The organism is Paraburkholderia sejongensis (assembly GCF_020880815.1).
GTDB lineage: Bacteria > Pseudomonadota > Gammaproteobacteria > Burkholderiales > Burkholderiaceae > Paraburkholderia > Paraburkholderia sejongensis.
The window spans coordinates 164,318-189,060 of record NZ_JAJITD010000003.1 but is presented as its reverse complement, the minus strand read 5'-3'; the positions used below and the strand labels follow the sequence as shown (position 1 = coordinate 189,060).

Below are 24,743 nucleotides of genomic sequence, written 5' to 3'. Positions count from 1 at the left end.
AAGGCCTTTTTAAAAATAAGGTTATCTTATCAAAATCGCTGGTTTCGATTGATTGATTGTCACCGGTTGCGGGTGTCAAATAGCGTTCGTTGTCCACCACTAGTTGCAATACAAAACATGAACTCCCGAACCGACGCCGCGAAACTCGAACCGTCCGCTATTGATGCGGCGGAACCTGTCAACGATCTGCGCTCCGCGCTCAAGCGCCTTTGCGCCGTGCCTGGCCAACTGTTGGAGACCGATCGCGAAGTCGATCCGCATGCCGAGCTGGCGGGCGTGTACAAACGCATCGGGGCCGGTGGCACTGTCCAGCGGCCGACCCGGCTCGGCCCGGCGATGATGTTCAAGCGCATCAAAGGCTATCCGCAAAGCCGGGTGCTGGTCGGCTTGATGGCGAGCCGAGAGCGCGTGGGCCTGTTGCTGGACGCTGAGCCGCGCCGCCTGACCCAACGGATGGCGCAGGCCGTTCGCAATCCGATCGCGCCGACCACCGTGGCGCAAGGCAATTCGCCGTGCCAGGAGGTCGTGCATCTGGCGAGCGATCCGGATTTCGATCTGCGCAAGCTGATCCCCGCACCCACCAATACCGAAAGCGATGCGGGCCCGTTCCTGTGTCTTGGTCTCGTCCTCGGCAGCGACCCGGATACCGGCCACGCCGACGTCACGATTCACCGCCTGTGCGTGCAGGGTCGCGACGAACTCTCGATTTTCTTCGCGCCGGGCCGCCATATCGACGCGTTCCGACAGGAAGCCGAACAGCGTGGGCAAGCACTGCCGGTTTCCATCAACATGGGTCTCGATCCGGCGATTCATATCGGCGCGTGCTTCGAAGCGCCGACCACGCCGTTCGGTTTCGACGAGTTGTCGATCGCCGGCGGCTTGCGCGGCAAGCCGGTCGAACTGGTCGATTGCGTCAGCGTCAATCAGAAAGCGATCTCGCGCGCCGAAATCGTCATTGAAGGCGAGATCCTGCCGAACGTGCGCGTGGTCGAAGACCAGAATACGCACACCGGGCACGCGATGCCGGAGTTTCCGGGCTACAACGGACCGGCCAATCCGTCGCTTCCTGTCATCAAGGTGAAGGCCGTCACGATGCGCCGCGAAGCCATTATGCAAACGCTGGTCGGGCCGGGAGAAGAACACACGAGCCTGGCCGGCATCCCCACCGAGGCGAGCATCTTCAATGCGCTCGAAGCAGCGATGCCGGGCTTCGTCAGTCAGGTCTACGCGCACACGGCCGGCGGCGGCAAACTTCTCGCTGTGATCCAGGTGAACAAAAAGTCGGCGTTCGACGACGGTCGCGCCCGCCAGGCGGCGATCATCGCACTAGGCGTCTACTCGGAACTGAAGAACGTGATTCTCGTCGACGCGGACGTGGACCCGTTCGATACGAACGACGTGATGTGGGCCATGACAACGCGTTATCAAGGCGACGTCTCGACCATGTTCCTGCCGAAGATCAACGGCCACGTACTGGACCCTTCGCAATCGCCCGAGTTCAATCCCGCACTGCCGGCGCGCGGTGTCACCTGCAAAACCGTGTTCGATTGCACCGCCCCATTCCACCTGCGGGCCGAATTCGAGCGTGCGAAGTTCAAGGAAGTCGATCCGCGCCCCTTCGCTCCCGAACTGTTCGGAGGCAACGATGAATAAGCATGCTCGTCACGACCATAAGCGCCTTATCGTCGGAATAACCGGCGCCACCGGCTTCATTTATGCCGAGCGCGCGTTGCGTCTGCTAAAGGAGATGGACGTCGAAACGCATCTGGTCATTTCACGCGCGGCCGAACTGACTCGCGAATACGAGTCGTCGCTTTCGCGCGATGCGGTCCATGCGCTGGCAACCCATGTTCACCCGATTGCGGATGTAGGCGCGTCGATTGCTTCGGGTTCGTTCCGCACGCTCGGCATGCTGGTCGTGCCCTGCTCGATGCGCACGGTCGGTGAACTCGCGTCGGGCGTCACGAGCACGCTGCTCACGCGCGCGGCCGACGTCGTGCTCAAGGAGCGCTTACCTCTGGTGCTGATGGTCAGGGAAACGCCGCTGAATCTGATCCACTTGCGCAATATGACGACACTGACCGAAGCGGGCGCCACGATTTTTCCGCCGGTCCCCGCGTTCTATGCAAAACCCGCGAGTTTGACGGAAATGGTCGATCATTCGGTCACTCGCGCGCTCGATCAATTCGGACTCGACACTGGCCGGATTGCCGCGTGGCGCGATGAATTGGCTGCATAGGAATCAAACACCCGGTGTTTCCCACCGGTTCAATCCGCCGTCCGATCCCGGCCGTTGCGAATAGCGTTAAGGTTCATTCAATGCTTGCCATCGGCTGCTGGAACGTGTCGGCGGGCGTCGACCAGGCCCTATGGAAGAAACCACGGGCTTAGCGCCGCCATGTGCGCTCATTTACGAGTTCGCCGCTCGCGTTCAGGCCCATAGAATCGCATGAAGACATCGATTCCATGATCGACTTTCTCCCGCAATTGCGCGTCGGTGAATGGAGCGCGGGCGCCAAGTTTCACTTCAAGGTTGGAGAAACCGATCCACAGTCCGGCCAGGTCATCCGCCGCCTGCATCGCGTCGCATTCTTTGAGTGTCCCCTTCTCTATCGCATCAAGGATCAGCGACGCGAGAATCGCTTGACCGCGTCCCGGACCGCTCGCGAAAAACCGCTTCGGAAGCTCTGGGCTTCTTTTCGCGGGCGTCGCTATGAGTCGATCCCATCCGGCCAGGTCGCGCTCATTTATGAATCGCGTAAAGCGCATTCCGAACTCGCGAAGCGCGTCCACGATGTTCATCGTCAAGCCCTGCGCCAACTGCGCGTCAGTCGCTGTCCGGTCAGACTCTCGTCGAATTACCGCGTCGATCAATTCGTCTTTGTCCGCGAAATACGCAAACAAAGTCGCTTTCGCTACTCCCGCGTGTGCCGCAATAGCGCTGGTCGTAACGTCCGCCCCATGCTCGAGCAGCAACTCGCGCGCCGCATCGAGAAGCGCTTCCCGTTTCGTTAGATCCTTGGGCCGTCCGCGCGGTAGTGTAGTCATGTGAAATACGATCATTTCAAGGTCAAAATTGCGGCGATCAGCATACCGCCGCTGACAGAAATATGCTCCAGCGCGATATGCAGCTCTTCGGTTCGACGCGGCTCAGCAAAAGTCCAAAACGCATGGCCGAACGGAATCGTAAGCAAGGTAAATACGCCGAGAACGGCTGCGCCCAACCATCCCCACCCATTGAAGTTCCCGATTAAAAGCAAGGATCCGACGAGCTGCACGGCTATGGTTGCCACCGCAAAAGAGATCGGAGCGGGCAAGTTCACCGCGTTCATTTCGGAGACAATCGCCGAAAAATTGAAGAGTCCGAATATACCGGCGCTCCAGAAGAGAGTCGTGAGCAATACACGAGCGAAGATCGACGTAATCGGGCTTTCGAGAGTCCAGGCGATAGAAGCAGGCATGCCGCGCCTCCGTGGTTGACATGGGCGCCACGTATATATTGAACTCGCTGGTCTGTTAAATGTAAAACCCTATGCGATACAGGGTTGCCACGGAGTGCGTCGTACGCGGCTCGTGAGAACACTGCCGCTCGGCAATAGCCGAAGAATGAGTACCTGTCGTTTCAACGATGTAGATTGCGCAGCTGCTTTCGTATAGGCCAAGCACCGGTGGCGGCTAGACGATCCCAGTCTCCTGGGTGGCACGTGGGGCTCCGACTTTTGGCGTCCGTAGCGCCCCTCCATGGCTTTCCCTCGTGACGCACGTTGTTCATTTTTTGGCATCGTCCGCCGTCTATCGTCTATGGGCACTGGTATTGCCACCGTGCCGGATACGCCACTATGAGGGGGCCGTCATGAAGTCGTCTAACCACCCAGTTGCGAAAACTGTCGCTTACCTTCTGGTCGCGTGCTCAGCACCGCTGGCTGCGCTTGCTTTCGCGGGCGCTTACGTGCCTTGTCGCTCCGGCAGCGCAGCGGCAGCACCGCAAAGCAGTAAAACGATGCCGTTGCACCACGCCAGCGTGGTTCACAAGAACAATGGCGGCGCCAACGGTGGCGTGCCGACGCCGTCGCAGTCCGGCAAACGCGCCCCCGGGGGCGACTCGATCGATCCCATGTATCGGGGCGGTTGATGTGTCCGACGCAGTGTCCGACGCAGTGCCCGAAGCAGCACCCGGCAGAACCGGCACGCGGATCAGACCTTTCCGGAGCACGCTTCGTCTTGGAACGGCGCTCGTTGCGGCCGCTACACCGGCTTACCTGAAGGCGCGCGGCACGCCGCGCCATCCGCGTGACCTGATTGGCCACGCGTGCATCTGACATCGTTTCGAGAGCGGCCGTGTGCCCTCACGGGTGACCGGACAGCGGCCCGGTCCCGCGGCGTGACAGACACGCCGCCCCCGAACGCCGCCATGGTGGCCTGCTGGAGATGGTGCAGCTTGCGAGAGTCGCGAAGGGACGCTGAGTCGATCTCGATCCCGGTGCCACTGCGATTCGGCCAGTCGGAATAAAACGTCACGCAGCCAAGCGGTGTTCGTAGTACGGCCGGTCCCGGTCATCAAGTATTGCGTGGAGCGCCGCGAGGTTAGATGCATCCGGATTGAGCCACGCATCGATGTTTTCAGGCTTGATTGGAACGATGCAGCGGTCGTGCCCAGCGGCCAGAATTTCCGGCGGAGGCTCATCCGTAATAGCGGCGAAAGACAGCAGGTCTGGCTCACCGGGCGCCGACCAGCGCGACCATAGACAGGCAACAAGCATGTCGTGAGGCGAATCTGGTTTGAATTGAAGGACGACATTTTCGTCTTTCTCGCCCTCGGCGAGTTCACGCCCTTCCCTTCTTGCACGACTCACATTTTCATAAAACGCACTTACGACAAGAATGCAGTGCGAGTATCCGAAGAGTGGCTTCCAGAAGCCATCGAGACTATCGCGCCGGGCGTTATACGTTCCCGGGTATTTGAAGTCGTAGTTCGCGGGCTTTCCGGCAATGCGGCACTGATAGCGCATCGGACGCACGACGCGCTGGCCGTTTTCGATCAGCAATACGGGCGCATACTGCCCGGGAAAAATGCGCGAGTCACGTGATTCCAGTTCCGTCCGTTTGAGGTCATCCAGCCAGCCTAACGTCTGTTCTATCTTGCTGGTCGCTATGCGCCGGCTTTCGGCCGCAGCTTTCGTCACCCTTGTCGCCAGTGAGCGTTCCGCATCCGTCAGTCTTTTGCGTTGCTGGAAAAGCTCCTGTTCCAGTTTTGAAGCGCGCTGCGCCCGGAAACGGTCGATCAGGGCTTTGACTTCGCGTTCCGCTTCGGTTTGGGGTTCCGCGAACGCATCTTCCATTGCCTTGGGGATTTTCGCATTGCTGATTCCCTCTGCCCGTTCAAAGAACAGGCGGGCGAATTCGTGAATATCCATGATGGCGCCGAACTGACGCACAAACTTACGGTAGTCCGCGTATATCTGGGCCGAATAGCACATGGATGTCTCCATCGGATCCTTTCTGGCAATCATACGCAACTACACGTCTATAACCGCTCGATCAAGCGCCGGTCTCCCTGCTCGCAGTATTCATGACACGCCGCGCGCGCCGCATTCGCCGCGCCGTGCACGAACAGCGGCGCATCCGCGCGTCTGGACATCGACACGACGATGGACGGCGGCGAAGGCTGCAATGGCAGTTCGACCACTTCGCCGTGCGTGATCAGATCATCGACGAACAGACGCGGAATTGCCGCCACGCCGAAGCCGTCGCGGACCAGTCGCACGATCACCGAAATCGACGGCGAACCGGTGATGCGCGTATCCGCGAGCGGCACCCCATTGGCGAGCGCGAGCTTGCCGACGATGTCCTCCAGCGCGCGATGCGGAGCCGTGCCCCGCCCGAACGTCAGGATCGGATGCCGCAGCACGCGCTTCGCGAGTCCGCTGCGCGACAGCGGCAGGAGCCCCGCGCGCGCGATCCAGTGCACCGGGTAATTCGCGAGCGCATCACATACCACCGATTCCTCGTCGCTGCCTTCCACGCGGATGATCAGATCGAGTTCGCCAGCCATCAAACGCCTCTGCAACACCACACTCACATCCACCGCGAGTTCGACTTCCAGATGTGGAAAAGTGGTCGAGAGTCGTCGCAGGTAATCGGCGAGCCAGCTGTGCACCACCGTTTCGATCACGCCGAGCCGCAGCTTGCCGCGCATCGCACCTTCATCCGACGCGGCGGTCTGCAGCTGACGCGTCGCCTCGACCACCGCTTTCGCGTAGCCGAGCAGATATTCGCCGTTCGGCGTGAGCCGGAATTCGCGGCTTTCGCGATCGACGAGCACGGTGTGCAATTCGTCTTCCAATGCCTTCACGCGCTGCGAAATCGCGGCAGGCGTAGCGTGCAGCGCCGTCGCGGTGGTCCGGAAGCTGCGCAGCTTGGCGAGCGTGACGAAAGTTTCGAGAAAGCGCGTATTCATAGCCCGAAGATGGGTGCGGACAACGGTCCAACCGCTCCAAAAAACTCAGCGTGATCCGGGAAAACCCGCGAATCCGTTAAGAAATTCTATTCAACAGGTGCAAAGAAAACTAGTTGGCGCAAAAAAATCTTCTTTTCTATGCTTGGCCTGACGGTACGAAAACATCTCGCCACCGCGGATCACCACCCAAACCCTCCCGAGCACCGCTGACACCATGACGCCATTCGAATTCCGCCAGGCCGTACGCCATCGCGACTTCCGCGCCCCGACAGCCGGATACTGCGGCGACTACGCGCAAGCCAATCTGGCGATCCTGCCCGCCGCACACGCGCACGATTTCCTGCGCTTTTGTCATGCGAATCCGAAGCCATGTCCGTTGCTCGGCGTGGGCGAGCCCGGAGACTTTCGGGTGCCGATGCTCGGGCGCGACATCGACATCCGCAGCGACGTCCCCGCGTACAACGTTTATCGCGACGGTCAGTTGAGCGAGCGCGTCGAATCGATCGAAGCGCTTTGGCAGGACGATTTCGTCGTGTTCGCGATCGGCTGTTCATTCTCGTTCGAGCACATGCTGGCGAAGGAGGGGATCGGATTGCGTCATGTCGAAGAAGGCCGCAACGTGCCGATGTATCGCACCAAGGTTCCGAACCAGCGCGCGGGTGTATTCGGCGGCGAACTGGTCGTGTCGATGCGGCCGCTTCGCGGTGCCGACGCGATCCGCGCCGTGCAGATCACGAGCCGTTTTCCGGGGGTGCACGGCGCGCCCGTGCATATCGGCGATCCGGCTGAACTCGGCATTGCCGATCTCGCGCGCCCCGAGTTCGGCGACGCGGTAACGATCCGCGCGGGCGAGCTGCCTGTCTATTGGGCTTGCGGTGTGACACCGCAAACGGCGTTGATGGCCGCGAAGCTGCCGATTGCGATCGCGCACGCGCCTGGTCACATGCTGATGACGGACATCACGAACGCGTCGCTGGCCATTTTCTGACCGTCCGGGCGGCTCGCCACACCGTCACGCACGCGGTTACCAGCATCCTGAAGCCATCCGGCCTCGCGGTCCGGAGGGACCGACGCATCCCTACGCTCGCGCGCGGCTTCAATTGTTATCCATGCGTCTATCCATAGGAGCAACAGATGGACAGCAAGACATTTACGGCAAGCGTCGACGATGCCGCCGACATGCCGGCATCCACCGCAAACCCGCAACTTTCGTGGTACGCAGAGGCCGGTCCGCGCGCCCGCCGGGCGTTCTGGAGCTGCAAAGTCGGCTACATGCTCGACGGCATGGACACGCAGATGCTGTCCTTCGTAATACCGACGCTCGTCGCGACCTGGGGCATTTCGCTCGCGGACGCGGGTTTCATCGGCACCGTTACTCTGCTGTCCTCCGCGCTCGGCGGATGGATCGCGGGAATTCTTTCCGATCGCATCGGCCGGGTGCGCACGTTGCAACTCACCGTCCTGTGGTTTGCGGTGTTCACGGGCCTGTGCGGCCTCGCTCAGAGCTACGGCCAGTTACTCACGGCTCGCGCATTGATGGGCTTCGGCTTCGGCGGCGAGTGGACGGCTGGCGCGGTACTGATCGGCGAAGTGATTCGCGCCCGCGACCGCGGCAAGGCGGTCGGCCTCGTGCAGTCGGGATGGGCGCTCGGTTGGGGACTCGCCGCCCTCCTCTACGCATTGCTGTTCTCCGTGATGGCCCCTGAAATCGCGTGGCGCGCGTTGTTTCTGATCGGGCTCGTCCCGGCTCTGCTCGTACTCGTGATCCGCCGCTACGTGAAAGAACCCGAAGTGTTCGAAAAAGCCAGGGTTCAGCAGCGCGACGCCCAGGACACGCCGCGCTTCACCGAGATCTTCTCTCCGAAGCTGCTCTCGACGACACTGCGCGCCGCGCTGCTCACGACGGGCGCGCAAGGCGGCTACTACGCGATCACGACATGGCTGCCGACCTTCCTGAAGAACGAACGCCATCTCACGGTAATGGGCACTGGCGGCTATCTGGCGACGATCATCGCCGGCTCGTATGCGGGCTATCTGTGCAGCGCGTGGCTCACCGATCGTCTCGGCCGCAAGCCGAATTTCATTCTGTTCGCCGTGGGATCGATGACGATCGCCTTCGTCTACACCTCGTTGCCCCTCACCAATGCATCGATGCTGTGGCTCGGTTTTCCGCTCGGCTTCTTCGCCTCGGGAATTTTCTCCGGCATGGGCGCTTTCCTCACGGAGCTGTTTCCGACCCGAGTGCGCGGTTCCGGTCAGGGCTTTTGCTACAACGTCGGCCGCGCGATCGGCGCGCTATTTCCGGTGCTGATCGGCGCATTGTCGAGCCGTTTCGGCCTCGGCGCGAGCATCGGCATGTTTGCCGTAGCCGCGTATGGCGTGCTGATAATCGCCGCGCTCACGCTGCCCGAAACGCGCGGCCGCGAACTCGAATCGGCCTGATTTACGGGTTGCGCATGTCTTCACTTCTTTCGCACTACGAACACGACACCATGAATCACGCTCAAGACTCCGATGTTTGCGCGCCGTCCCGCTGGCAGTTCTGGATCGACCGCGGAGGCACCTTCACCGATATCGTCGCGCGCCGCCCGGACGGCTCGCTCACCACGCACAAGCTGCTGTCGGAAAACCCCGAGCAGTATCGGGATGCGGCTGTCGCCGGGATCCGTCATCTGCTTGGTTTGCACGCCGGAGAGCCGATCACGCCGCGCGAAGTCGAGATGGTCAAGATGGGGACGACGGTCGCGACCAACGCGCTGCTCGAACGCAAAGGCGAGCCGGTGGCGCTCGTGACCACGCGCGGCTTTCGCGATGTGCTGCGGATCGCGTATCAGAACCGCCCGCGCCTGTTCGATCTCGACATCGCGTTGCCGGAAGCGCTTTATCAACACGTGGTGGAAATCGACGAACGCATGAGCGCGCAAGGCGAAGTGGTCGCGCCGCTCGATCATGCGGCAGCAGAGCGCGCGCTGCGCGAACTCTACGATGTGGGCATCCGTGCGGTCGCGATCGTGCTGATCCACGGTTATCGCTACACGGCGCATGAAAGCGAGCTCGCCGAACTGGCGCGCCGGATCGGCTTCACGCAAGTCTCGGTTTCGCACGAAGTCTCGCCGCTGATGAAGATGGTCTCGCGCGGCGATACGACCGTGGTCGATGCGTACCTGTCGCCGATTCTGCGTCGTTACGTGGATCAGGTCGCCAGCGAAATGCCGGGCGTGAACCTGCAGTTCATGCAGAGCAGCGGCGGACTGACACGCGCCGATGTGTTTCAAGGCAAGGACGCGATTCTCTCCGGCCCGGCGGGCGGTATCGTCGGGATGGTGCGCGCGGCACAGTCAGCGGGCTTCGAGCGCGTGATCGGCTTCGACATGGGCGGCACGTCGACCGACGTCTCGCACTTCAACGGCGAGTTCGAGCGCGTCTTCGAAACACAGGTGGCGGGCGTGCGGATGCGCGCGCCGATGATGAGCATCCATACCGTCGCAGCAGGCGGTGGCTCGGTCCTCGGCTTCGACGGTGCGCGGCTGCGCGTCGGACCCGACTCGGCCGGTGCCAATCCGGGTCCGGCGGCGTACCGGCGCGGCGGCCCGCTCGCAGTCACCGACTGCAACGTGATGCTCGGCAAACTTCAGCCCGGCTATTTTCCGCGCGTCTTCGGTCCGCACGCGAACGAGCCGCTCGATCGCGAAGTCGTCGTGGAGCGTTTCCGCACCCTCGCCGATGAGATCTTCGCGGCGACAGGACAGCGCCGTACGCCGGAAGAGCTCGCGGAAGGTTACCTCGAGATCGCTATCGGCAGCATGGCCAACGCCATCAAGAAAATCTCCGTGCAACGCGGCCACGACGTTTCGCAGTACGTGCTGACGACCTTCGGCGGCGCGGGCGGCCAGCATGCATGCGGCGTGGCGGATGCGCTCGGTATGACGCGGGTATTCGCCCATCCGCTCGCGGGCGTGCTCTCCGCTTATGGGATGGGGCTCGCGGATCAGACTGTAATGCGCGAGCGGGCGCTCGAAATCGCGCTCGACGAGGCTTCGATTGCAACGCTCGACAGCGCGCTCGACGCGCTCGCGACCGCCGCGACCGACGCACTGCTCGAACAGGGCGTGGACGCCGTCCGTATTACGACCGAACGCCGGGTGCATTTGCGCTATCAGGGCACCGACTCTGCGCTCGCGGTGCCGGCCGGCAGCGTTGACTCGATGCGCACCGCTTTCGAAGCCGCGTATCGCCAACGCTACGCGTTCCTGATGACGGATACGCCCCTCATCGCGGAACTCGCTTCGGTCGAAGCGATTGGCCACTCCGACGCTCCCATCGATGCCGGCAACGTGCCGCGGCGCGCGGCAGGCGAAGCAGCCCATCCGCAGACGGTCGTGCTCATGTATTCGGGCGGTCGCTGGCACGACGCGTCGCTCTACCAGCGCGAAACGCTGTGCGCTGGAGACGTGCTCGACGGCCCGGCGATCATCGCCGAAAAGAACGGCACGACCGTGGTCGAGCCGGGCTGGCAGGCGACGCTGACCGAGCAAGGCAATGTGGTGATGAGCCGCGTGCAGCCGCTGCCGACCCGCCGCTCGATCGGCACCGAGGCCGATCCCGTGCGCCTCGAGATATTCAACAATCTGTTCATGTCGATCGCCGAGCAGATGGGATTGCGCCTGCAGAACACCGCTTATTCCGTGAATATCAAGGAGCGCCTCGACTTCTCGTGCGCGCTCTTCGACGCAGCCGGCAATCTGATTGCGAACGCGCCTCACATGCCCGTGCATCTCGGATCGATGGGCGAGAGCATCAAGACCGTGATCGAGCGAAATCGCGGCGCGATGCGCGACGGCGATGTGTTCATGCTCAACGACCCGTATCACGGCGGCACGCATTTGCCGGACGTGACGGTCATCACGCCCGTGTTCGCCGACGGTTCGGCCGAACCGCTTTTCTATGTCGGCTCACGCGGCCATCACGCGGATATCGGTGGAATCACACCGGGATCGATGCCGGCTGCCTCGTCGCATATCGAGGAAGAAGGCGTGTTGATCGATAACTGGCTGCTCGTCGCGGCGGGCGTGCTGCGCGATACGCAAACGCGTGCGCTACTCCAGTCGGGCCGCTACCCGGCACGCAATGTCGCGCAGAACATGGCCGATCTGCGCGCACAGGTCGCGGCGAACCAGAAAGGCGTGGACGAACTGCGCCGCATGGTCGCTCAATTCGGCCGCGACGTGGTCTTGGCTTTCATGCAGCATGTGCAGGACAACGCCGAGGAAGCGGTGCGCCGCGTGATTGGGGCGCTCAAGGACGGCGCGTACCGTTACGAACTCGATAACGGCGCGGTGATCGAGGTTGCCATTCGCGTCGATGCCGCGACGCGCAGCGCGGTCGTCGACTTCAGCGGCACTTCCGGACAACTGCCGAACAACTTCAACGCGCCGAAGGCGGTCTGCATGGCAGCCGTGCTCTACGTGTTCCGCACGCTCGTCGGCGATGAGATTCCGCTCAACGCGGGATGCCTGAAGCCGCTGACGGTGATCGTGCCGGACCGCTCGATGCTCAATCCGGTCTATCCTGCCGCTGTGGTCTCCGGCAATGTGGAGACTTCGTCCGCGATCACGAACGCGCTGTATGGCGCGCTAGGCATCGTGGCCTCGAGTCAGGGCACGATGAACAATTTCACTTTCGGCGACGCGCGCTACCAGTACTACGAGACGATTGCGGGCGGCAGCGGCGCAGGTGACGGCTTCAGCGGCGTCGATGCGGTACAGACACACATGACCAACTCGCGCCTGACCGATCCCGAAGTGCTCGAATGGCGCTATCCCGTACGGCTCGAGTCGCACCTGATTCGCGCGGAGTCGGGAGGCACCGGACGTTGGCGCGGCGGCAACGGCGCGATACGGCGGATCCGCTTTCTCGCGCCGATGACCGCCTCGATTCTTTCGAACAACCGTATTCATGCTCCTTTCGGGGCGGCAGGCGGGCATGCGGGGAGGCGCGGCAGCAATCTCGTCGAGCGCGCGGACGGCGATATCGTCGCATTGGGTCATATCGCGAGCGTCGAGATGGCCGCGGGAGACGTGTTTGTAGTAGAGACACCCGGTGGCGGCGGTTTCGGGCAAGCGTAATCGCGTTGCAGCGGGCCGTGATCGCGTCACGGCTCGCGGTCGGGGCTAACTCTTGATGCACGGCAAACTGGCGCGTTTCAACGGCGCTTCCAGCATGCAACCGACCGTTTGAACCACTACGTGACGCCTACGCCAACGCGGGATTCGAAGCAAGCCGGAAAACCCTGACCGTCGAGCGCAAACGCGCGGCCTGTTCGTCGAGCGACGCGGCCGCGGCCGCGGCCTCTTCGACCAGCGCCGCATTCTGCTGGGTGACTTCGTCCATCTGCGAGACGGCGCGGTTGACCTGCTCGATGCCGGTGCTCTGCTCGACCGACGCAGCCGCGATCTCGCCCATGATGTCGCTGACGCGTTTAATCGACTGCACGATCTCTCGCATCCGCTCGCCGGCCGTCGCGACCTGCGCGGTGCCGCCATCGACGCGCGCCACCGACGAGCCGATCAGTTCCTTGATGTCTTTCGCCGCCGTCGCGCTGCGCTGCGCGAGCGAACGCACTTCGCCCGCGACAACCGCGAACCCGCGTCCTTCTTCGCCGGCGCGGGCCGCCTCGACCGCTGCGTTCAGCGCAAGAATGTTGGTCTGGAAAGCGATGCCTTCGATCACGCTGATGATTTCCCCGATCCTGAGCGACTCGTCGGCGATTTCGCGCATCGTGCCGATCACCTGATCGACCGCTTCGCCGCCGCGTCCCGTCGCGTCCGATGCGAGCTCGGCAAGTTGGCTCGCCTGACGCGCATTTTCGGCGTTCTGTTTGACGGTCGCCGTCAACTGTTCCATGCTCGCCGCCGTTTCCTCCAACGAGGCGGCCTGCTCTTCGGTCCGTTGCGACAGATCGGTGTTGCCTTCGGCGATCTCGCCGCTGCCAGTCGCGATCGATTCGCTCGCCTGCTGAATGTCGCCGACGATTTCACGCAATTTGAGCCGCATTTCGTTCAGTTCGTAAAGCAGGCTCGATTGGTCTCCCGGTGCGAGCGCGATTTGCGCGGCGAGGTTGCCCGACGCGATCTGCGCAGCGAACGCGCTTGCGTCTGCCGGCTCGCCACCGAGCGTGCGGCGAATGCTGCGCGTCATGAACAACGCCATCGCGCCGATTACCGCGAACACTGCCAACGCTACCGCGAGCAGCGTCCGCGCGAGATTCCAGAACACTGCGTCGATGTCGTCGTAGAAGAAGCCCGTGCCGACCCACCATTGCCATTGCGGCACCGCGAAGATGCCCTGAAGTTTCGGTTCCAGTGGGCCGTCCTGCGTGCGTTTGACTAGCACGTCCACCAACGCGATACGCGATTGTTCCAGGCCTTTCGCGTAAGCCTGCGTGTCAGTCAGATCGCCGTGAAGTGTGCGATTGCCCTTGGCCATCGTACCGACCAGGCTCGGGTTCGGATGAACGAGATTGATGCCTTCGACGGTCCTGATGAAGTAGTAGCTTTTCGAGTTCGCGTTCAGCTGTCCGATCGCCGTTTTGGCGGCCGCCTGCGCGTCGTCACGGCTCAGTTTGCCGCTCGCCTCGAGCGACTGATAGTACTGCACCAGATGTTCGGCCTTGTTCAGCATTTCGGTGATCTGCGCCTTCCGGCCTTCGACCAGCGCGTGGTCGAGTTGCGTCAACGCGATCGCAGCGATGCATATGACGCCGGCGAGCGCCGCGCCTACCATTGAAATCAGTTTCGTCGAGACTTTCATGTGATTGAGACGTTGTGAGGCCATCAAGAGCGGAATACTGACTCTTTATCGGCCTCGCGCCGTCGCACTTGAGCGAAAGTTTGCGCCAGCGCTTGCGGCGCGGGTTCGCGATGCGCTGCCAGCGTCGATGTAACGGCGCATTCGTCATCGACGTTTTGCGTGGTGCTTTCAGAGCGCTATTCAGCGCACGCTCCATTTGGCGGGAGACCGAGACACCGCGAGGTGCTCCGTAAGCGGCTGGCGAAGCCATCTCGACGAACGGAATCGTGCCTTAAACCAGGAACTTATTAGAGAGCGTTCCAGAGCGCAATTTCTGCGCGCGACGCGCAACGAATCAGCCCGGTCGCCCGGAATTGGCTTTCAGCTTATGGTGATCGACTGCCCGCACTTGGGACAATTGGTGCTGACCGGGCCTCCACCACCGCCGGTTCCGCTGGTTGGCTTTGGCACTGCGATCGGAAATGGCGTCGACCCGCCGGGCGACGTTGCCTGTCGCATCACGAAGTCCAGCAATTTAAGCGCCGAGTTGATCCCCCGATCGACTTGACGATCGGTCAGCCGGCTTTTCTCGAAGCGCGCCATCAGATCCCTAAGGTTTGTTTCGAGCGTGTCAAACGATTCGTCCGAATCCATGATTCCTCCTGATAAGGAAAATCAGATCCCGCAAAACCTTTTTATTCCAGGCGAAGCATCGAGTTCGCGCGCTAATTCCTCAGCGACATATTGCGCGATTTTTTGCTCCTGGTTTTGAACGCCACCGGCAGCCGGTTGCGGATATTGTCGGGCCTTGTCCAAGGCGGCCTTGAGAACCGTCATGAAATCGCGCATCGGCGTGACCAGGTCTAGCCGGTCGGTTATCGTCTTGTCCGTCAAAGACAAATCGGTCGCCATCGTCGCGAGGCCTTCGAGCCAGTTGCGCAATGCGCGTATCTTATCGAGGCCGTCCTCCGTCATCTTCTCAGGAGGACTGCGCAGAAGCTTGATGACGTCGCCGAGCTCGATGTACTTCGATATGAACTGATCCCATACCTCGAGAGACAACTTTTTCCTTTCGAAAGATTCGGTCGTGCGTTTATTGATTCGCGGAACCCAGTATGCGGTCAACCATATCGTTACGCACATACTTACTATGGAAAGCAGCAGACTTCCTATCGCGATTTGCCGGTCCACACTCGATTTTTGTTCCAGCTTGTCATCGTAGCGCTGCTTCGTTCGTGCAAGATCATCGGATATCGACCGGATATCGGTTTCTTCCCTTTGGGCCCTGGTCGCCGCGTCTTCGGCTCGCACCTCGAGACGTTGCAGCCGCGCGTCAATTTGCGCATATTCCGCGCGCGCTCGTGCGTTAGCCGCGTCAGTCCCCCTGCCGAGATGGGCAACGGGAGCGGCATTGACATAACAGGAAAACGAAACCGCGATCAGAACCGTAGCCAGCCGCATCATACGTCCGCCCCGCCGTACTTATTCACAACTTTATAGGCGTTGGTCGGCAAATGCGCCATGAGTTCCGACCCTGCGTCGACGTTCTGCGCAGTCGCGTTGATCCACAGAACTGCAGCATCTTCGGGCGAATCGCGAGGCCTCCTGCAAGGCACGCCCAATATGCGCAGCCGGCCACGGCTGCCGCCATTTTTGGCCGGATACGCTCGCTGATCGCATGACGCGTCGTTGGAGCCACTGACCCGCTTGAGCCGCATTGAGCGTGACCCGACACGACGGCCGCATGATTACCGTTTCGGATGATCAAGAAAGAAACGCAGCATTTCGGCACTTGCGTCCGGACCTGTCGGGTCCGTGTAACTGCCTCGTGCATTGCCGCCTGCCCACGCATGCCCCGCTCCGTGAATGGTCCACAGTTCCGCATCGATATTGTCGATCGACTTCAGCCGCGAGACAGTGCAGCGACGTTGGGTTCCGTTGGTCCGACTCGATGCGCTGTCTGCGTCCGGCGGCAAATCAAAGCCCTTCACAAGGCGCGTGGCATTGGCAACGTTGACGGTTGCGTCCGCGTCGCCGTGAAAAACGATGAGTGGCCGCTTCGGCGGCAATGCCGCACCTCGCTGCGCATGGCGGGCTCCAGGTTGTTTGCCCCCTTTCATCGCCGCGAGCGCGGAAGGCAGATTGTGCGCGCATCGGGCCGGCAACCCCGAATGCACGCCGGCCGCGGCATACAGTTCGGGGTACTCGGCGATCATGATTGCCGCCATGGCGCCCCCCGCAGACATTCCCGCAATGTACACGCGCGCGGGATCGACGTTGTGGGACGAGATAATTTCGCGCGTGATGCCTGCGATCAATGACGGCTCGCCGCTCTCGCGCTGCTGATCTTCCGGTTTGAACCAGTTCCAGCACTTCGACGGATTCGCCTGCTGCGGTTGCACCGGATACGCGACAAGAAATCGATCGCGCTCCGCAAGCGCGTTCATCTGCGTGCCTGCTGCGAAGTCGTCGGCATCCTGCGTGCAGCCGTGCAGCATCACAATCAGTGGCAGCGGCTCGCTGGCAGCCCCCGCCGGCACGTACAGCCGATACTGACGGCGACCGGCGACATTCGCATACGAAAGGGTGCTGAAGTGACCTCGATCCTCCACGTCAACATCTTCTACTGCCGCTCTTCGCGCGGTCGCCTGTTTTGTCTTTGCAAACGCAGGGATGACGAACTCATACGCGTCGTCCCGCGGCGCGCTTTCTTTCACGCCGCTCTCGCTTTTCCTTTGCAGTGCGCGTTGTATCGCTTCAGTTGCTTGCGCAACGCCGCCAGTGCGCAGCAGCGCCATCGCCTCGTGCATTGAACTTAAAAAGCCTTCATTGAGTTTCATCATTTGTGTCCGTTTTCCTGTTTTGGCATCGGGCCTTTGCCCGGCTAGTGGATTCGGTCGGCGAGTGCCGCCTTGACCGCGGTCGAAGCGTGAAAGGCTCCCAACACCTGAACGCTTTCGATCGTCGCGAGGGCGAGTTCCGGGGTGACGTCATCGGCAATGCTGGCGAGTCCCAGAACCTGAATATTTAGACGCTCGTGCGCGGCTCGCACCGCCTCGAGATCCTGACGCGAAAAGTGCTGCAACCCGAGTACCAGCGATCGACGCGCGACCGTGTCGTCGACGACCCGTGCATGTTGCGCAAGCTGGTTGCGAATTGCGGTGCGGATGAGGTCCGTCCGGTTCGCATAAAAGCCTTCCTCGACCAGGAGATCGATCTGGCCGAGATCGACAGGGCCGAGATTGATCGTGATTTTTTCCGAGTCGCCGCCTTTCGAGCGGGGCATCGCCACTGTCGCCGATTTTTTCATCTGACCATCCAATTTCCATCCACTTGGATGGTTATAGGATGGTTTTGTGTGCGGCGCAACATGAAAATATAGGGTCGGTCAGATTTGTTCTTCGCTGTTACCGTGCGGTACGCCGCTGTTCTGGCAGAAGTGCGTGCGCCTAGAGTCCTTGCGACGCCTACATCTCCCGGCGCGAGGGCCCGAATCACTCTTTTTCATGATCCGGCCACTGGCGAGGACGCGCGGTGCCTCACCGGCGCCTTTGCGGCGCGCGCATTCAGGCCCGTTCCGTGATGTCGCGGATCTCGCGAACCGCGCGCAGTTGATCACCTCGATGTGCGGATACTAGCGGCCGTGAACTCGCTGCAACGACTCGCCGGCGCCCGGCGACAGACACTATGGGCAGCGGTCGCTGCGGTACGGGGAGAAGGATTGGTTGCGTGCGACGGCACGGGTGACGCTGGAAGACGAGACAGGATCGGTCAACGTCATGGTCTGGCAGTCTGTTCCGGAACGGCAGCGTCGCGAGGACCTTCAGCCTTTCCCCCCGACTTCGACTACTGCGGGGATGTCTACAAGGACTTCGCGCCCGTCTTTCACCATTCCGAAAGCGGCTTTGAGACAGTCCCAACATCTTTCGGGATCGTGCTCCGACGACACACCCCGCCCGGCGTGAATGCATTCGACACGATGAGTGCTTTGGGAACTGCTTGCAAAAGAGTCGGGCGCGCAAAACGCTCGGCGCTCGGCCGACGCTTTTCGACCCGAAGCGGCCAATCGGATAGCTACACGCCTAGCGACGGCATTTCGTGCAACACCGGTCATTGAGAGAGAATGTCTCGTCCGTTTCTAGCTTGCAGGCTAATGCTGCAGCGGATAGCTTTGTCGATCGACGTGGACGAAGCGTAAGCGCGGCGACAACAACGTCTTGACGGAAGATCGGAATCTTCAGACTGAGTGCAGAGTTGGGCAGTTACGGCCGACGGCGCGAGTTTGTCGAGGCGGTTGATCGATAGTGCGATCGAGGACCGTCTTAACGGACTAGGGCCTCGTTGAAACCTCAGGTCGGCCGGCGTATGGCCCTCGGCTTCTCTCCGCCTGCTGCGATGGTTGAATCAACTGCCGAAGCTCAAGAAAGCTGTTAAGAACGTCCTGCATGACTCGCAGTAGTTGTTCTGCGGATGCTGCATCTATCCCTTTTTCACGGAGCTTCTCGACCCGCTTTGCCTGAGCGGCAATACGGAGCCGTCCATCGGCAATGTGTCTATCCGCCAGAGCAAGGCGAGACGCCCGTTCGTTTTCGTTGTCCATATCCTCCTCCTTTCGGACACTACGTCAGTGATCGCAGGCCGTCTGCGATTCCGTTAAGCTTAAGTCATGTGCATGGCGGCCGAAAGTCCCCCGGCCGCAGCAGACAGGCATGCGGCTGATTCACGGGCTGATGACCTTCCCCGACAAATGGACGTGTGAAGAAAGGTTGAAGATGAATACCACACAGTTGAGTTTCCAGGACACAGGCTATCTCATAGTAGCCGATCGCCTGCGATCCTCGATCGTCGGAGGTGAGCTATTGGACCGTTTCAAGATTCGTGATGAAATCCTGTTCCTGATTGATGTGGTCGATGCGCAGAAGTCATCCTCGCTTATCGTGCAATCGGCCCTGAACGTTGCCCGGTCGCATGCAGTGTTGGGGCGACCTTTGCGAGCGTTGTCCCGTCTGGAAACGGTGCTGACTGAGCACCGCTAACCCTGTCGGACTCGCGACACCGCCAACCGCCTCCATTGACATCGGGACCGTCAGGCTGCGCTCTGAATCCGACCGGCAACGAACCACGGTGTGAGTTCTTCGATGCGGTTAATCGCGTGGTCGGCGATGCGCGCGAGCACGTAGCGCAGATATGCCTCAGGATCAACGCCGTTTAGTTTTGCGGCGCCAACGAGGCTGTAGATTGAGGCGGCACGTTCGCCGCCAGAGTCCGCTCCAGCGAACAGATAGTTGCGTCGACCAATGGCCACTCCGCGTAACGCACGCTCGACTGGCAGGTTATCGATTTCGAGCTGGCCATCATCGCAGTAGCGTGTGCCGCCAGTCGATGCCTTCGAGCAGCATCGATAGTTGTGCCGGGCTCAGGCAAATGATGCCACCATCGGCTTGAGGCCATACGAAGCGCCCCTTCTCGAGCCGCTTCATCAGCAGGCACATGCCATCGCCGCTCCACCACAGCACCTTGAGCAGCTCGCCGCGTTTGCCACGAAACACGAAGACGTGCCCGCAGAAGGGATCGAGCTCCAGTACGGTCTGAACCTTCGCGGCGAGGCTGTTGAAGCCGGAGCGCAGTCGGTCACGCCGGCAGCCAGCCAGACGCGTGTGTGGCTGGGAAGACCGATCATGCGGCTGCTCCCGGCATACCGCGCAGCATGCGAAGTACCCGCATCAAGGTACTTTCGTCAGGTGCGCCTTCGATACGCACCCGGGGATTGCCGACACTGATTTCGATAGCCCGTGACGGCGCAGTGGCCGGCGCTGGAATCGATGCCGTCGGCGCCACCTCGGTCGGCGCTGCATCCATCTTTATGGGAAACAGAGCAACAGGATCGTATTCACCCGCGTGCAGCGCGCGGCGCCATTTGAACACCAAATTAGTGTTCGGTCCGTGTTCCATTGCTAGGCGCGCGACCGAAATCCCGGGCTCGCTCGCCAGCCTGGCGATCTCGCGCCGGAATTCGAGCGGATGGTTCCCGCCTCATCCGCGCGCCAGACTGGGCGTACATGTCGAATACCCTTGGGAGATCGGCCGCAGGAATGCCATAGCCCGTGTCGCGAACGGTTACTCTAACGATGCCGGCGTCTCTCCCGGACCTCTGGCAGACTTCGCGCTCAAGCGAGACATCCAGATGAATGTACGCGCCGTCCGGTGAATATTTTGCCGCGTTGCTCAGGAGGTTTTCAAGCACCTGGATAAGGCGTACTGCGTCTGCAATGACAGGGATCGGGGCTTTCGGGACACAGACAGACAGGCAATGATGTCGGGCGTTGATCGCGGGCGTCGCGGCCGCGATTGCATCCGTGACTATGTCCCCCAACAGACACCTGGCCGCCGTCACGGATATCTTGCCGCTACGCAGCCGCGATGCATCAAAGAGATCCCCGATGAGCCGCTGCAGCCGTGCCAGCTGACGTGCAGCGGTATCCAGTGGCTGGGCGACGTCCGCACCCGGCGCGATACGTCTGATCGTTTGCAGCGCAGCGTTCACGGGCGCAAGGGGGCTGCGAAGCTCGTGGCTGAGTGTAGCGATAAACGTATCTTTACGCTCCTCCGCATCCCGCAGGGCCGTTTGCACAGATTCCAGCTCGGCTGCACGCTTTTCCGCTATTTCCTTCAGTCGTGCCACCTCCATCGCCGCGCCTGTGAAATCAGCCAGACTGACCAACAGACGCAGATCTTCTGCATCGAAGTGCACCGAGTTGTCGTGTGACATTACCCAGATGGCTCCCCAGGGACCATTCCTGACCGGGATCGGGACGAGCAACGCTTCAACGATGGGCGGTTCTACCTGCTCGATCGAACGAAAATATTTCTGCGGTGTGCGGAACAATTCTGGTCGGCCCTTTTCAAGAGTGATGCCACAGAGGCTGTCATCAAAGGGGCGATGCGTATTGACCAGAGGCACGCAGTGCCCGGTGAGCGCAGCCCATCTGAAGCTCGCCGGGCTGCCAGCCGGCGACTCCAGCACGCTGATACCCGCGCTACCGGCATTGCAAAGTCGAGCAGCTTCGCGCGCCAGCAGATCGAGCATGGTTTCATTCGAACTGGCGAGAGCACCCGCCAGTCTGCGCAGCGCATTCGCCTCTGCCTGATAGTCGGGGCTTCGGCGCGCCCTTATCGACAGTTGGTCTGTGATGAGCGATTCATGCCGGGCTTCCCCGGGCACTGCGATCGTTAGAAGTTGGCATACGATGAAGCCGTCGTGAAGACAGCGGCAAAGGGGCCCATCAACGCGCGGCATTGAGCATGATGCCGTCCTGGCCACATTCCCGACCGGCAAGCGACCGGAAGAAACCGTACGAAACTAAATTCCGCATGGCCAAACAACTGGTTACATGATAAACGTAGTTGTTCGCCATGCAAATGGAGCCAGGCTGAGCCTGCCGGCGCTCCCATAGCAGAACATTGCGCATCGGGACCGGTGCTTGCGGGATTTAGAATTTATCAACCTGGCCTCCGACGTGGAAACAATCCTGCTGGTAGACGATGATGCAAGAATTCTTGCTCCCCTGCAGATGCTATTGGAGGCAGAGGGGTACCGTGTCCTCCTTGCATCGGACGGGGATGCGGCCGTCGGTGTGACGGATCGGGAGCATCCGGATCTCATTGTTACCGACTGGATGATGCCGGTGCTCGATGGCGTCGGCTTCTGTCAGCGTCTCAAGGCGAACAAGGTCATGGCTCGCATTCCCATCGTAATGCTGACGGCGGTGGTTCCCCCTGTGCCAGCACAGCCTCTCTGGAACGCACTGCTGAGGAAACCAACGCCGGTAGCCGCTCTTATTGGGATAATCCGCGATCTTCTCGCGCGCTCAAGCGGAAGAGCGTCTCCTTGAGCATCGCTGTGATCCGGGGGGAGCAGCGTTATTCGCCCCATATAGTGGAGCGACAGGCGATTCAGATTTTCCCCCGATCACCTTGCGGGAAGGCGGCGGACATGGCCAAATGGCCCGCCATGGCAGTTGAGCGCTCATTCAATCGGCGCGGGCGTTCCGTAGCCTGGCGGCGATTCCTGGCCGCAGCGCGTCAGACGCAACCGGTGCTTCTCGACCCGTTGCCATCATCCGGGCCACAGGGCCGCCAGTGACCCGCCAGCGACTGTTTCTGAAGCACAGCCGCTCGCTTAGCCGCATCACAACTTCGGCTTAGTACAGCTTCCTCGGTGGCAACGACCGTTTGATCTGTTTCTGGAGCCGGGCCACAGCGGCAGCCTTTTTTCGTTTGCGTTTCGCAGTCGGTGTTTCATAAGCCGCTCGGGCTCGCAGTTCCTTTATCAAACCGGTGCTCTCGATCGAACGGCGGAAGCGGCGCAACGCGACTTCCACCGGTTCGTTCAGCTTGGGGGTTACGGTAGTCAATTTTGTTCCTGGTTGTGAGTTTGCGCCGTGCACCGTCCGGACGTCCACGACGGGGTTTGCTGTTCAATTTCGTTGCGGTGCATGTCGTCTGACGAAGGGGTAGAGACACGATCGGCACTCTTTGTGGCCCGATACCTTTGCTCCCGTGGTGCCTACAACAACTCCCTGTCGATGTGAGAGTCCCTCAGCCAAAGCACACGTCCAGCCAGTCCTGGGCCCATTTTTTCGCATGGGTAATGGCGTCTGCGCGCATGTCGAAGCCTGCAAGATCACCACTTAGATGAATGTCATACTCGCTCCCGTCTGCCCGGCTGGTGCTGATGCGGGCATGGGCCATGTATTCGCCGTCAGCCCTGCGCGGTGTCGGGTCGATGATGAATCGCGTCGAATTGAAGCGCACTGTCAGTCCTTGTTCGGGTGCCGCACAGCCATGATCATTGCGTCAGCGCCGCGCGGATGGGTGGGCTGCATCACGCATGCAGCAGTGCCATGATCCGGCCGGCCTCGCGGTCCGAATCGCAGCTCGCCATGCCGTCCTTACGCAGCAGTGCGCTAATTGACGCAAACATCAGATAAGCATCCGCATTGACCTCGTGACGACGGTCGAGAATGACGTCTTCGAGCCCGGCACGGGCCCCTGACGGCAGAAACCGGTCGACAAGCCCAGCGCCGTCGAGTCGAATCCACTTCAAGAGATCAGATCTGTTCATGTCAAACCTCCAATGTTGTCTGTGTGTACCGCCGCGGACGTGTGGCGATGGCTCCTGCTTGCAACGAGGTACGAATCACAACTCCAGATCGAGAATGTGCGTGCCTTGGGAATATGTGTCGATGATGTTTTGTGCACGGGCAGTCGACGCACGCTGCGCGTCACCGTCGCCGTGGAAGGGCTTCGTCCCCTTAGGCCGGAATACGCGGGTGCGGGGCGTGTTCCCCGAGCTTCCCGACTCCGGGATACGTACGGCAGCATCGAACCCTTCGTCGTAGTTGCGCCCACTTCGGGGTTCGGTAGCGCGATGTCGATAGACCAACAAATAAACTGCCAGTCCACGGTAGAGGCGGAAGCCGGCGGTCATGAAGCCTTTGAGGTCGCGTCAACACGCGACGAATCGGGAAAGGAGTGTGAGCGACTGAGTTCAGTCTTCACATGATCGGCCACGTTGTGCAGCCTGTGATCGTAAGCAGCCCGATTCCGTTGGGAAAGGTGACTGGGAAGACGCAGAGAAGGGCTATGTGTCAATCAACGCTTTCATGCTACACCCATTGCCCTCTTTGTACAGCGAATGTTTGTTCGTCGTCGCTTCTTTTCCGAAACCGGCAGCCTGGATCGGCATGCGCATAGCGCCGTAGCCGTAGCCGCAGCCGACGTTCGCATGACACTGTGTCAGCGACGGCCAAATGCGGCCCGTTGCAGCGTGCCGCCGCTGCGCTCATGTCATGTCATTTCATTACCTGCCGCCTGACGAAGCTGCAATCTGCAACATCACCGCGCAGCGGTGGACGCTCAGCTTCGGTTACTCGATAGGGTCACCGTCGGCGACGGTCACTCCAAGGAGCACATCGATTGCCGCCCGCCCGGCGGCTTCGGCAATGAGGTACGCCCAACGGCGGGTATAGGGACCGTTGTATAACGAAATCTTGCTTCCGCGCGGACCAACGACACGAAGATTGTCGCCGCCCTTGATCTGAAACTTGACGTCGTAGAGATCCGCTGACGATTGACTGAGTTCGACATGGATCTCAAATCCGCGGTACGCGATCATCCGATACATAAAACGCTCCATCAGGAGTCAGAGACCGGCCAGCAACTGGAGCTGGTGTTCGCTTTCGGCGCCGCCAACCAGTGCGTAAGCCCGCATCTCTGTACGCTCGGCAGGCGGAATGGATTCTGTGCCAGAAAAGGCGTTCCACGCGTCGTTCGCGATTGACGTGGGCGCGCCGCGGGTTTTCGCGAACCTGTGCAGAAGACGGCTTGCTTCGCGACGCAAAACACGGCGGTCGGCGTTCAGCACATACGGTTCGCAGCCCGCGCGCAGCACGAGGTAATGCGGAATTACATCGAGGTTGGTCGGCACTACCGATAC

The 24,743-nt window shown here is 61.0% G+C and carries 23 protein-coding genes and 2 pseudogenes; 7 read left to right on the top strand and 18 right to left on the bottom strand.

Annotation, left to right across the window (positions count from 1 at the left end; all coding sequences use genetic code 11):
* Positions 1-117 precede the first annotated feature (117 nt).
* Both LJ656_RS07010 and LJ656_RS07005 read left to right on the top strand, forming a co-directional pair.
* The gene (locus LJ656_RS07010) at positions 118-1,653 is read left to right on the top strand and encodes a UbiD family decarboxylase (RefSeq protein ID WP_230508540.1); all 1,536 of its coding nucleotides are present in this window, start codon (positions 118-120) and stop codon (positions 1,651-1,653) included.
* Positions 1,646-2,239, top strand: a complete 594-nt coding sequence (locus LJ656_RS07005; protein WP_230508539.1) for a UbiX family flavin prenyltransferase — start codon at positions 1,646-1,648, stop codon at positions 2,237-2,239. The genes LJ656_RS07010 and LJ656_RS07005 overlap by 8 nt, the downstream gene beginning before the upstream one ends.
* 167 nt (positions 2,240-2,406) lie before the next feature.
* Here the strand turns inward: LJ656_RS07005 and LJ656_RS07000 are convergent, their stop codons facing one another.
* The 4 genes from LJ656_RS07000 to LJ656_RS06985 all read right to left on the bottom strand — a co-directional run bounded on the left by LJ656_RS07000 (position 2,407) and on the right by LJ656_RS06985 (position 6,457).
* A complete protein-coding gene (locus LJ656_RS07000) occupies positions 2,407-3,048 on the bottom strand; it encodes a TetR/AcrR family transcriptional regulator (RefSeq protein WP_230508538.1) in 642 nt (213 codons plus the stop codon).
* An 11-nt stretch (positions 3,049-3,059) separates the two neighbouring features.
* Positions 3,060-3,461, bottom strand: coding sequence for a DoxX family protein (locus tag LJ656_RS06995; RefSeq protein WP_230508537.1), 402 nt, complete (start codon positions 3,459-3,461; stop codon positions 3,060-3,062).
* A 1,053-nt stretch (positions 3,462-4,514) separates the two neighbouring features.
* Entirely contained in the window at positions 4,515-5,477 is a 963-nt protein-coding gene (locus LJ656_RS06990; protein WP_230508536.1) for an SOS response-associated peptidase family protein, read from the bottom strand.
* Positions 5,478-5,524: 47 nt separating this feature from the next.
* Positions 5,525-6,457, bottom strand: coding sequence for a LysR family transcriptional regulator (locus LJ656_RS06985; RefSeq protein WP_230508535.1), 933 nt, complete (start codon positions 6,455-6,457; stop codon positions 5,525-5,527).
* Between the two features lie 214 nt (positions 6,458-6,671).
* On the opposite strand from LJ656_RS06985, the gene LJ656_RS06980 reads away from it, so the two are divergent.
* The 3 genes from LJ656_RS06980 (at position 6,672) to LJ656_RS06970 (ending at position 12,582) form a co-directional block, all read left to right on the top strand.
* Positions 6,672-7,445: a putative hydro-lyase gene (locus tag LJ656_RS06980; RefSeq protein WP_230508534.1), complete on the top strand. Its 774-nt coding sequence runs from the start codon at positions 6,672-6,674 to the stop codon at positions 7,443-7,445.
* 146 nt (positions 7,446-7,591) lie between these two features.
* Positions 7,592-8,899 carry an MFS transporter gene (locus LJ656_RS06975; protein WP_230508533.1) on the top strand — a complete coding sequence of 436 codons (1,308 nt, stop codon included), beginning with the start codon at positions 7,592-7,594 and terminating at the stop codon, positions 8,897-8,899.
* 50 nt (positions 8,900-8,949) lie between these two features.
* Positions 8,950-12,582 (top strand): hydantoinase B/oxoprolinase family protein, encoded by a 3,633-nt coding sequence (locus tag LJ656_RS06970; protein WP_230508532.1) that lies wholly within the window; start codon positions 8,950-8,952, stop codon positions 12,580-12,582.
* Positions 12,583-12,709: 127 nt separating this feature from the next.
* Here LJ656_RS06970 and LJ656_RS06965 read toward each other — a convergent pair whose 3' ends face one another.
* The 5 genes from LJ656_RS06965 to LJ656_RS06945 form a co-directional block, all read right to left on the bottom strand.
* Positions 12,710-14,266: a methyl-accepting chemotaxis protein gene (locus tag LJ656_RS06965; RefSeq protein WP_230508531.1), complete on the bottom strand. Its 1,557-nt coding sequence runs from the start codon at positions 14,264-14,266 to the stop codon at positions 12,710-12,712.
* A 360-nt stretch (positions 14,267-14,626) separates the two neighbouring features.
* Entirely contained in the window at positions 14,627-14,899 is a 273-nt protein-coding gene (locus LJ656_RS06960) for a hypothetical protein (protein WP_230508530.1), read from the bottom strand.
* A 21-nt stretch (positions 14,900-14,920) separates the two neighbouring features.
* Complete coding sequence (locus LJ656_RS06955; protein WP_230508529.1) at positions 14,921-15,709, bottom strand: hypothetical protein; 789 nt, start codon at positions 15,707-15,709, stop codon at positions 14,921-14,923.
* 284 nt (positions 15,710-15,993) lie between these two features.
* The gene (locus LJ656_RS06950) at positions 15,994-17,085 is read right to left on the bottom strand and encodes an extracellular catalytic domain type 1 short-chain-length polyhydroxyalkanoate depolymerase (protein WP_230508864.1); all 1,092 of its coding nucleotides are present in this window, start codon (positions 17,083-17,085) and stop codon (positions 15,994-15,996) included.
* Between the two features lie 44 nt (positions 17,086-17,129).
* Complete coding sequence (locus LJ656_RS06945; RefSeq protein ID WP_230508528.1) at positions 17,130-17,555, bottom strand: CopG family transcriptional regulator; 426 nt, start codon at positions 17,553-17,555, stop codon at positions 17,130-17,132.
* Between the two features lie 1,399 nt (positions 17,556-18,954).
* Between LJ656_RS06945 and LJ656_RS06935 the strand changes: the two genes are divergently transcribed.
* Positions 18,955-19,281 carry a hypothetical protein gene (locus LJ656_RS06935; RefSeq protein WP_230508527.1) on the top strand — a complete coding sequence of 109 codons (327 nt, stop codon included), beginning with the start codon at positions 18,955-18,957 and terminating at the stop codon, positions 19,279-19,281.
* Positions 19,282-19,331: 50 nt separating this feature from the next.
* Here LJ656_RS06935 and LJ656_RS06930 read toward each other — a convergent pair.
* The 4 genes and pseudogenes from LJ656_RS06930 to LJ656_RS06915 form a co-directional block, all read right to left on the bottom strand.
* Positions 19,332-19,616, bottom strand: a pseudogene (locus LJ656_RS06930) (transposase domain-containing protein); the annotation flags it as partial.
* Positions 19,600-19,872, bottom strand: coding sequence for an IS66 family insertion sequence element accessory protein TnpB (gene tnpB, locus LJ656_RS06925; RefSeq protein WP_425605910.1), 273 nt, complete (start codon positions 19,870-19,872; stop codon positions 19,600-19,602). The pseudogene LJ656_RS06930 and the gene tnpB, both read right to left, overlap by 17 nt.
* 49 nt (positions 19,873-19,921) lie before the next feature.
* Positions 19,922-20,272, bottom strand: a pseudogene (tnpA, locus tag LJ656_RS06920) (IS66-like element accessory protein TnpA); the annotation flags it as partial.
* Complete coding sequence (locus tag LJ656_RS06915; protein ID WP_230508526.1) at positions 20,175-21,332, bottom strand: GAF domain-containing sensor histidine kinase; 1,158 nt, start codon at positions 21,330-21,332, stop codon at positions 20,175-20,177. The pseudogene tnpA and the gene LJ656_RS06915, both read right to left, overlap by 98 nt.
* Positions 21,333-21,726: 394 nt before the next feature.
* Here LJ656_RS06915 and LJ656_RS06910 point away from each other — a divergent pair, with 394 nt between their 5' ends.
* Positions 21,727-22,137: a response regulator gene (locus LJ656_RS06910; protein WP_230508525.1), complete on the top strand. Its 411-nt coding sequence runs from the start codon at positions 21,727-21,729 to the stop codon at positions 22,135-22,137.
* Positions 22,138-22,446: 309 nt separating this feature from the next.
* Here LJ656_RS06910 and rpsU read toward each other — a convergent pair whose 3' ends face one another.
* The 5 genes from rpsU to LJ656_RS06885 all read right to left on the bottom strand — a co-directional run bounded on the left by rpsU (position 22,447) and on the right by LJ656_RS06885 (position 24,734).
* The gene (gene rpsU / locus LJ656_RS06905; protein WP_230508524.1) at positions 22,447-22,659 is read right to left on the bottom strand and encodes a 30S ribosomal protein S21; all 213 of its coding nucleotides are present in this window, start codon (positions 22,657-22,659) and stop codon (positions 22,447-22,449) included.
* Positions 22,660-22,843: 184 nt separating this feature from the next.
* Positions 22,844-23,059: a hypothetical protein gene (locus LJ656_RS06900; protein ID WP_230508523.1), complete on the bottom strand. Its 216-nt coding sequence runs from the start codon at positions 23,057-23,059 to the stop codon at positions 22,844-22,846.
* Positions 23,060-23,129: 70 nt separating this feature from the next.
* Positions 23,130-23,369, bottom strand: a complete 240-nt coding sequence (locus LJ656_RS06895) for a hypothetical protein (RefSeq protein WP_230508522.1) — start codon at positions 23,367-23,369, stop codon at positions 23,130-23,132.
* Positions 23,370-24,173: 804 nt separating this feature from the next.
* On the bottom strand, positions 24,174-24,431 hold the full coding sequence (locus LJ656_RS06890) for a hypothetical protein (protein WP_230508521.1): 258 nt from the start codon (positions 24,429-24,431) through the stop codon (positions 24,174-24,176).
* A gap of 18 nt (positions 24,432-24,449) precedes the next feature.
* Positions 24,450-24,734 (bottom strand): hypothetical protein, encoded by a 285-nt coding sequence (locus tag LJ656_RS06885; protein ID WP_230508520.1) that lies wholly within the window; start codon positions 24,732-24,734, stop codon positions 24,450-24,452.
* Positions 24,735-24,743: the final 9 nt, after the last annotated feature.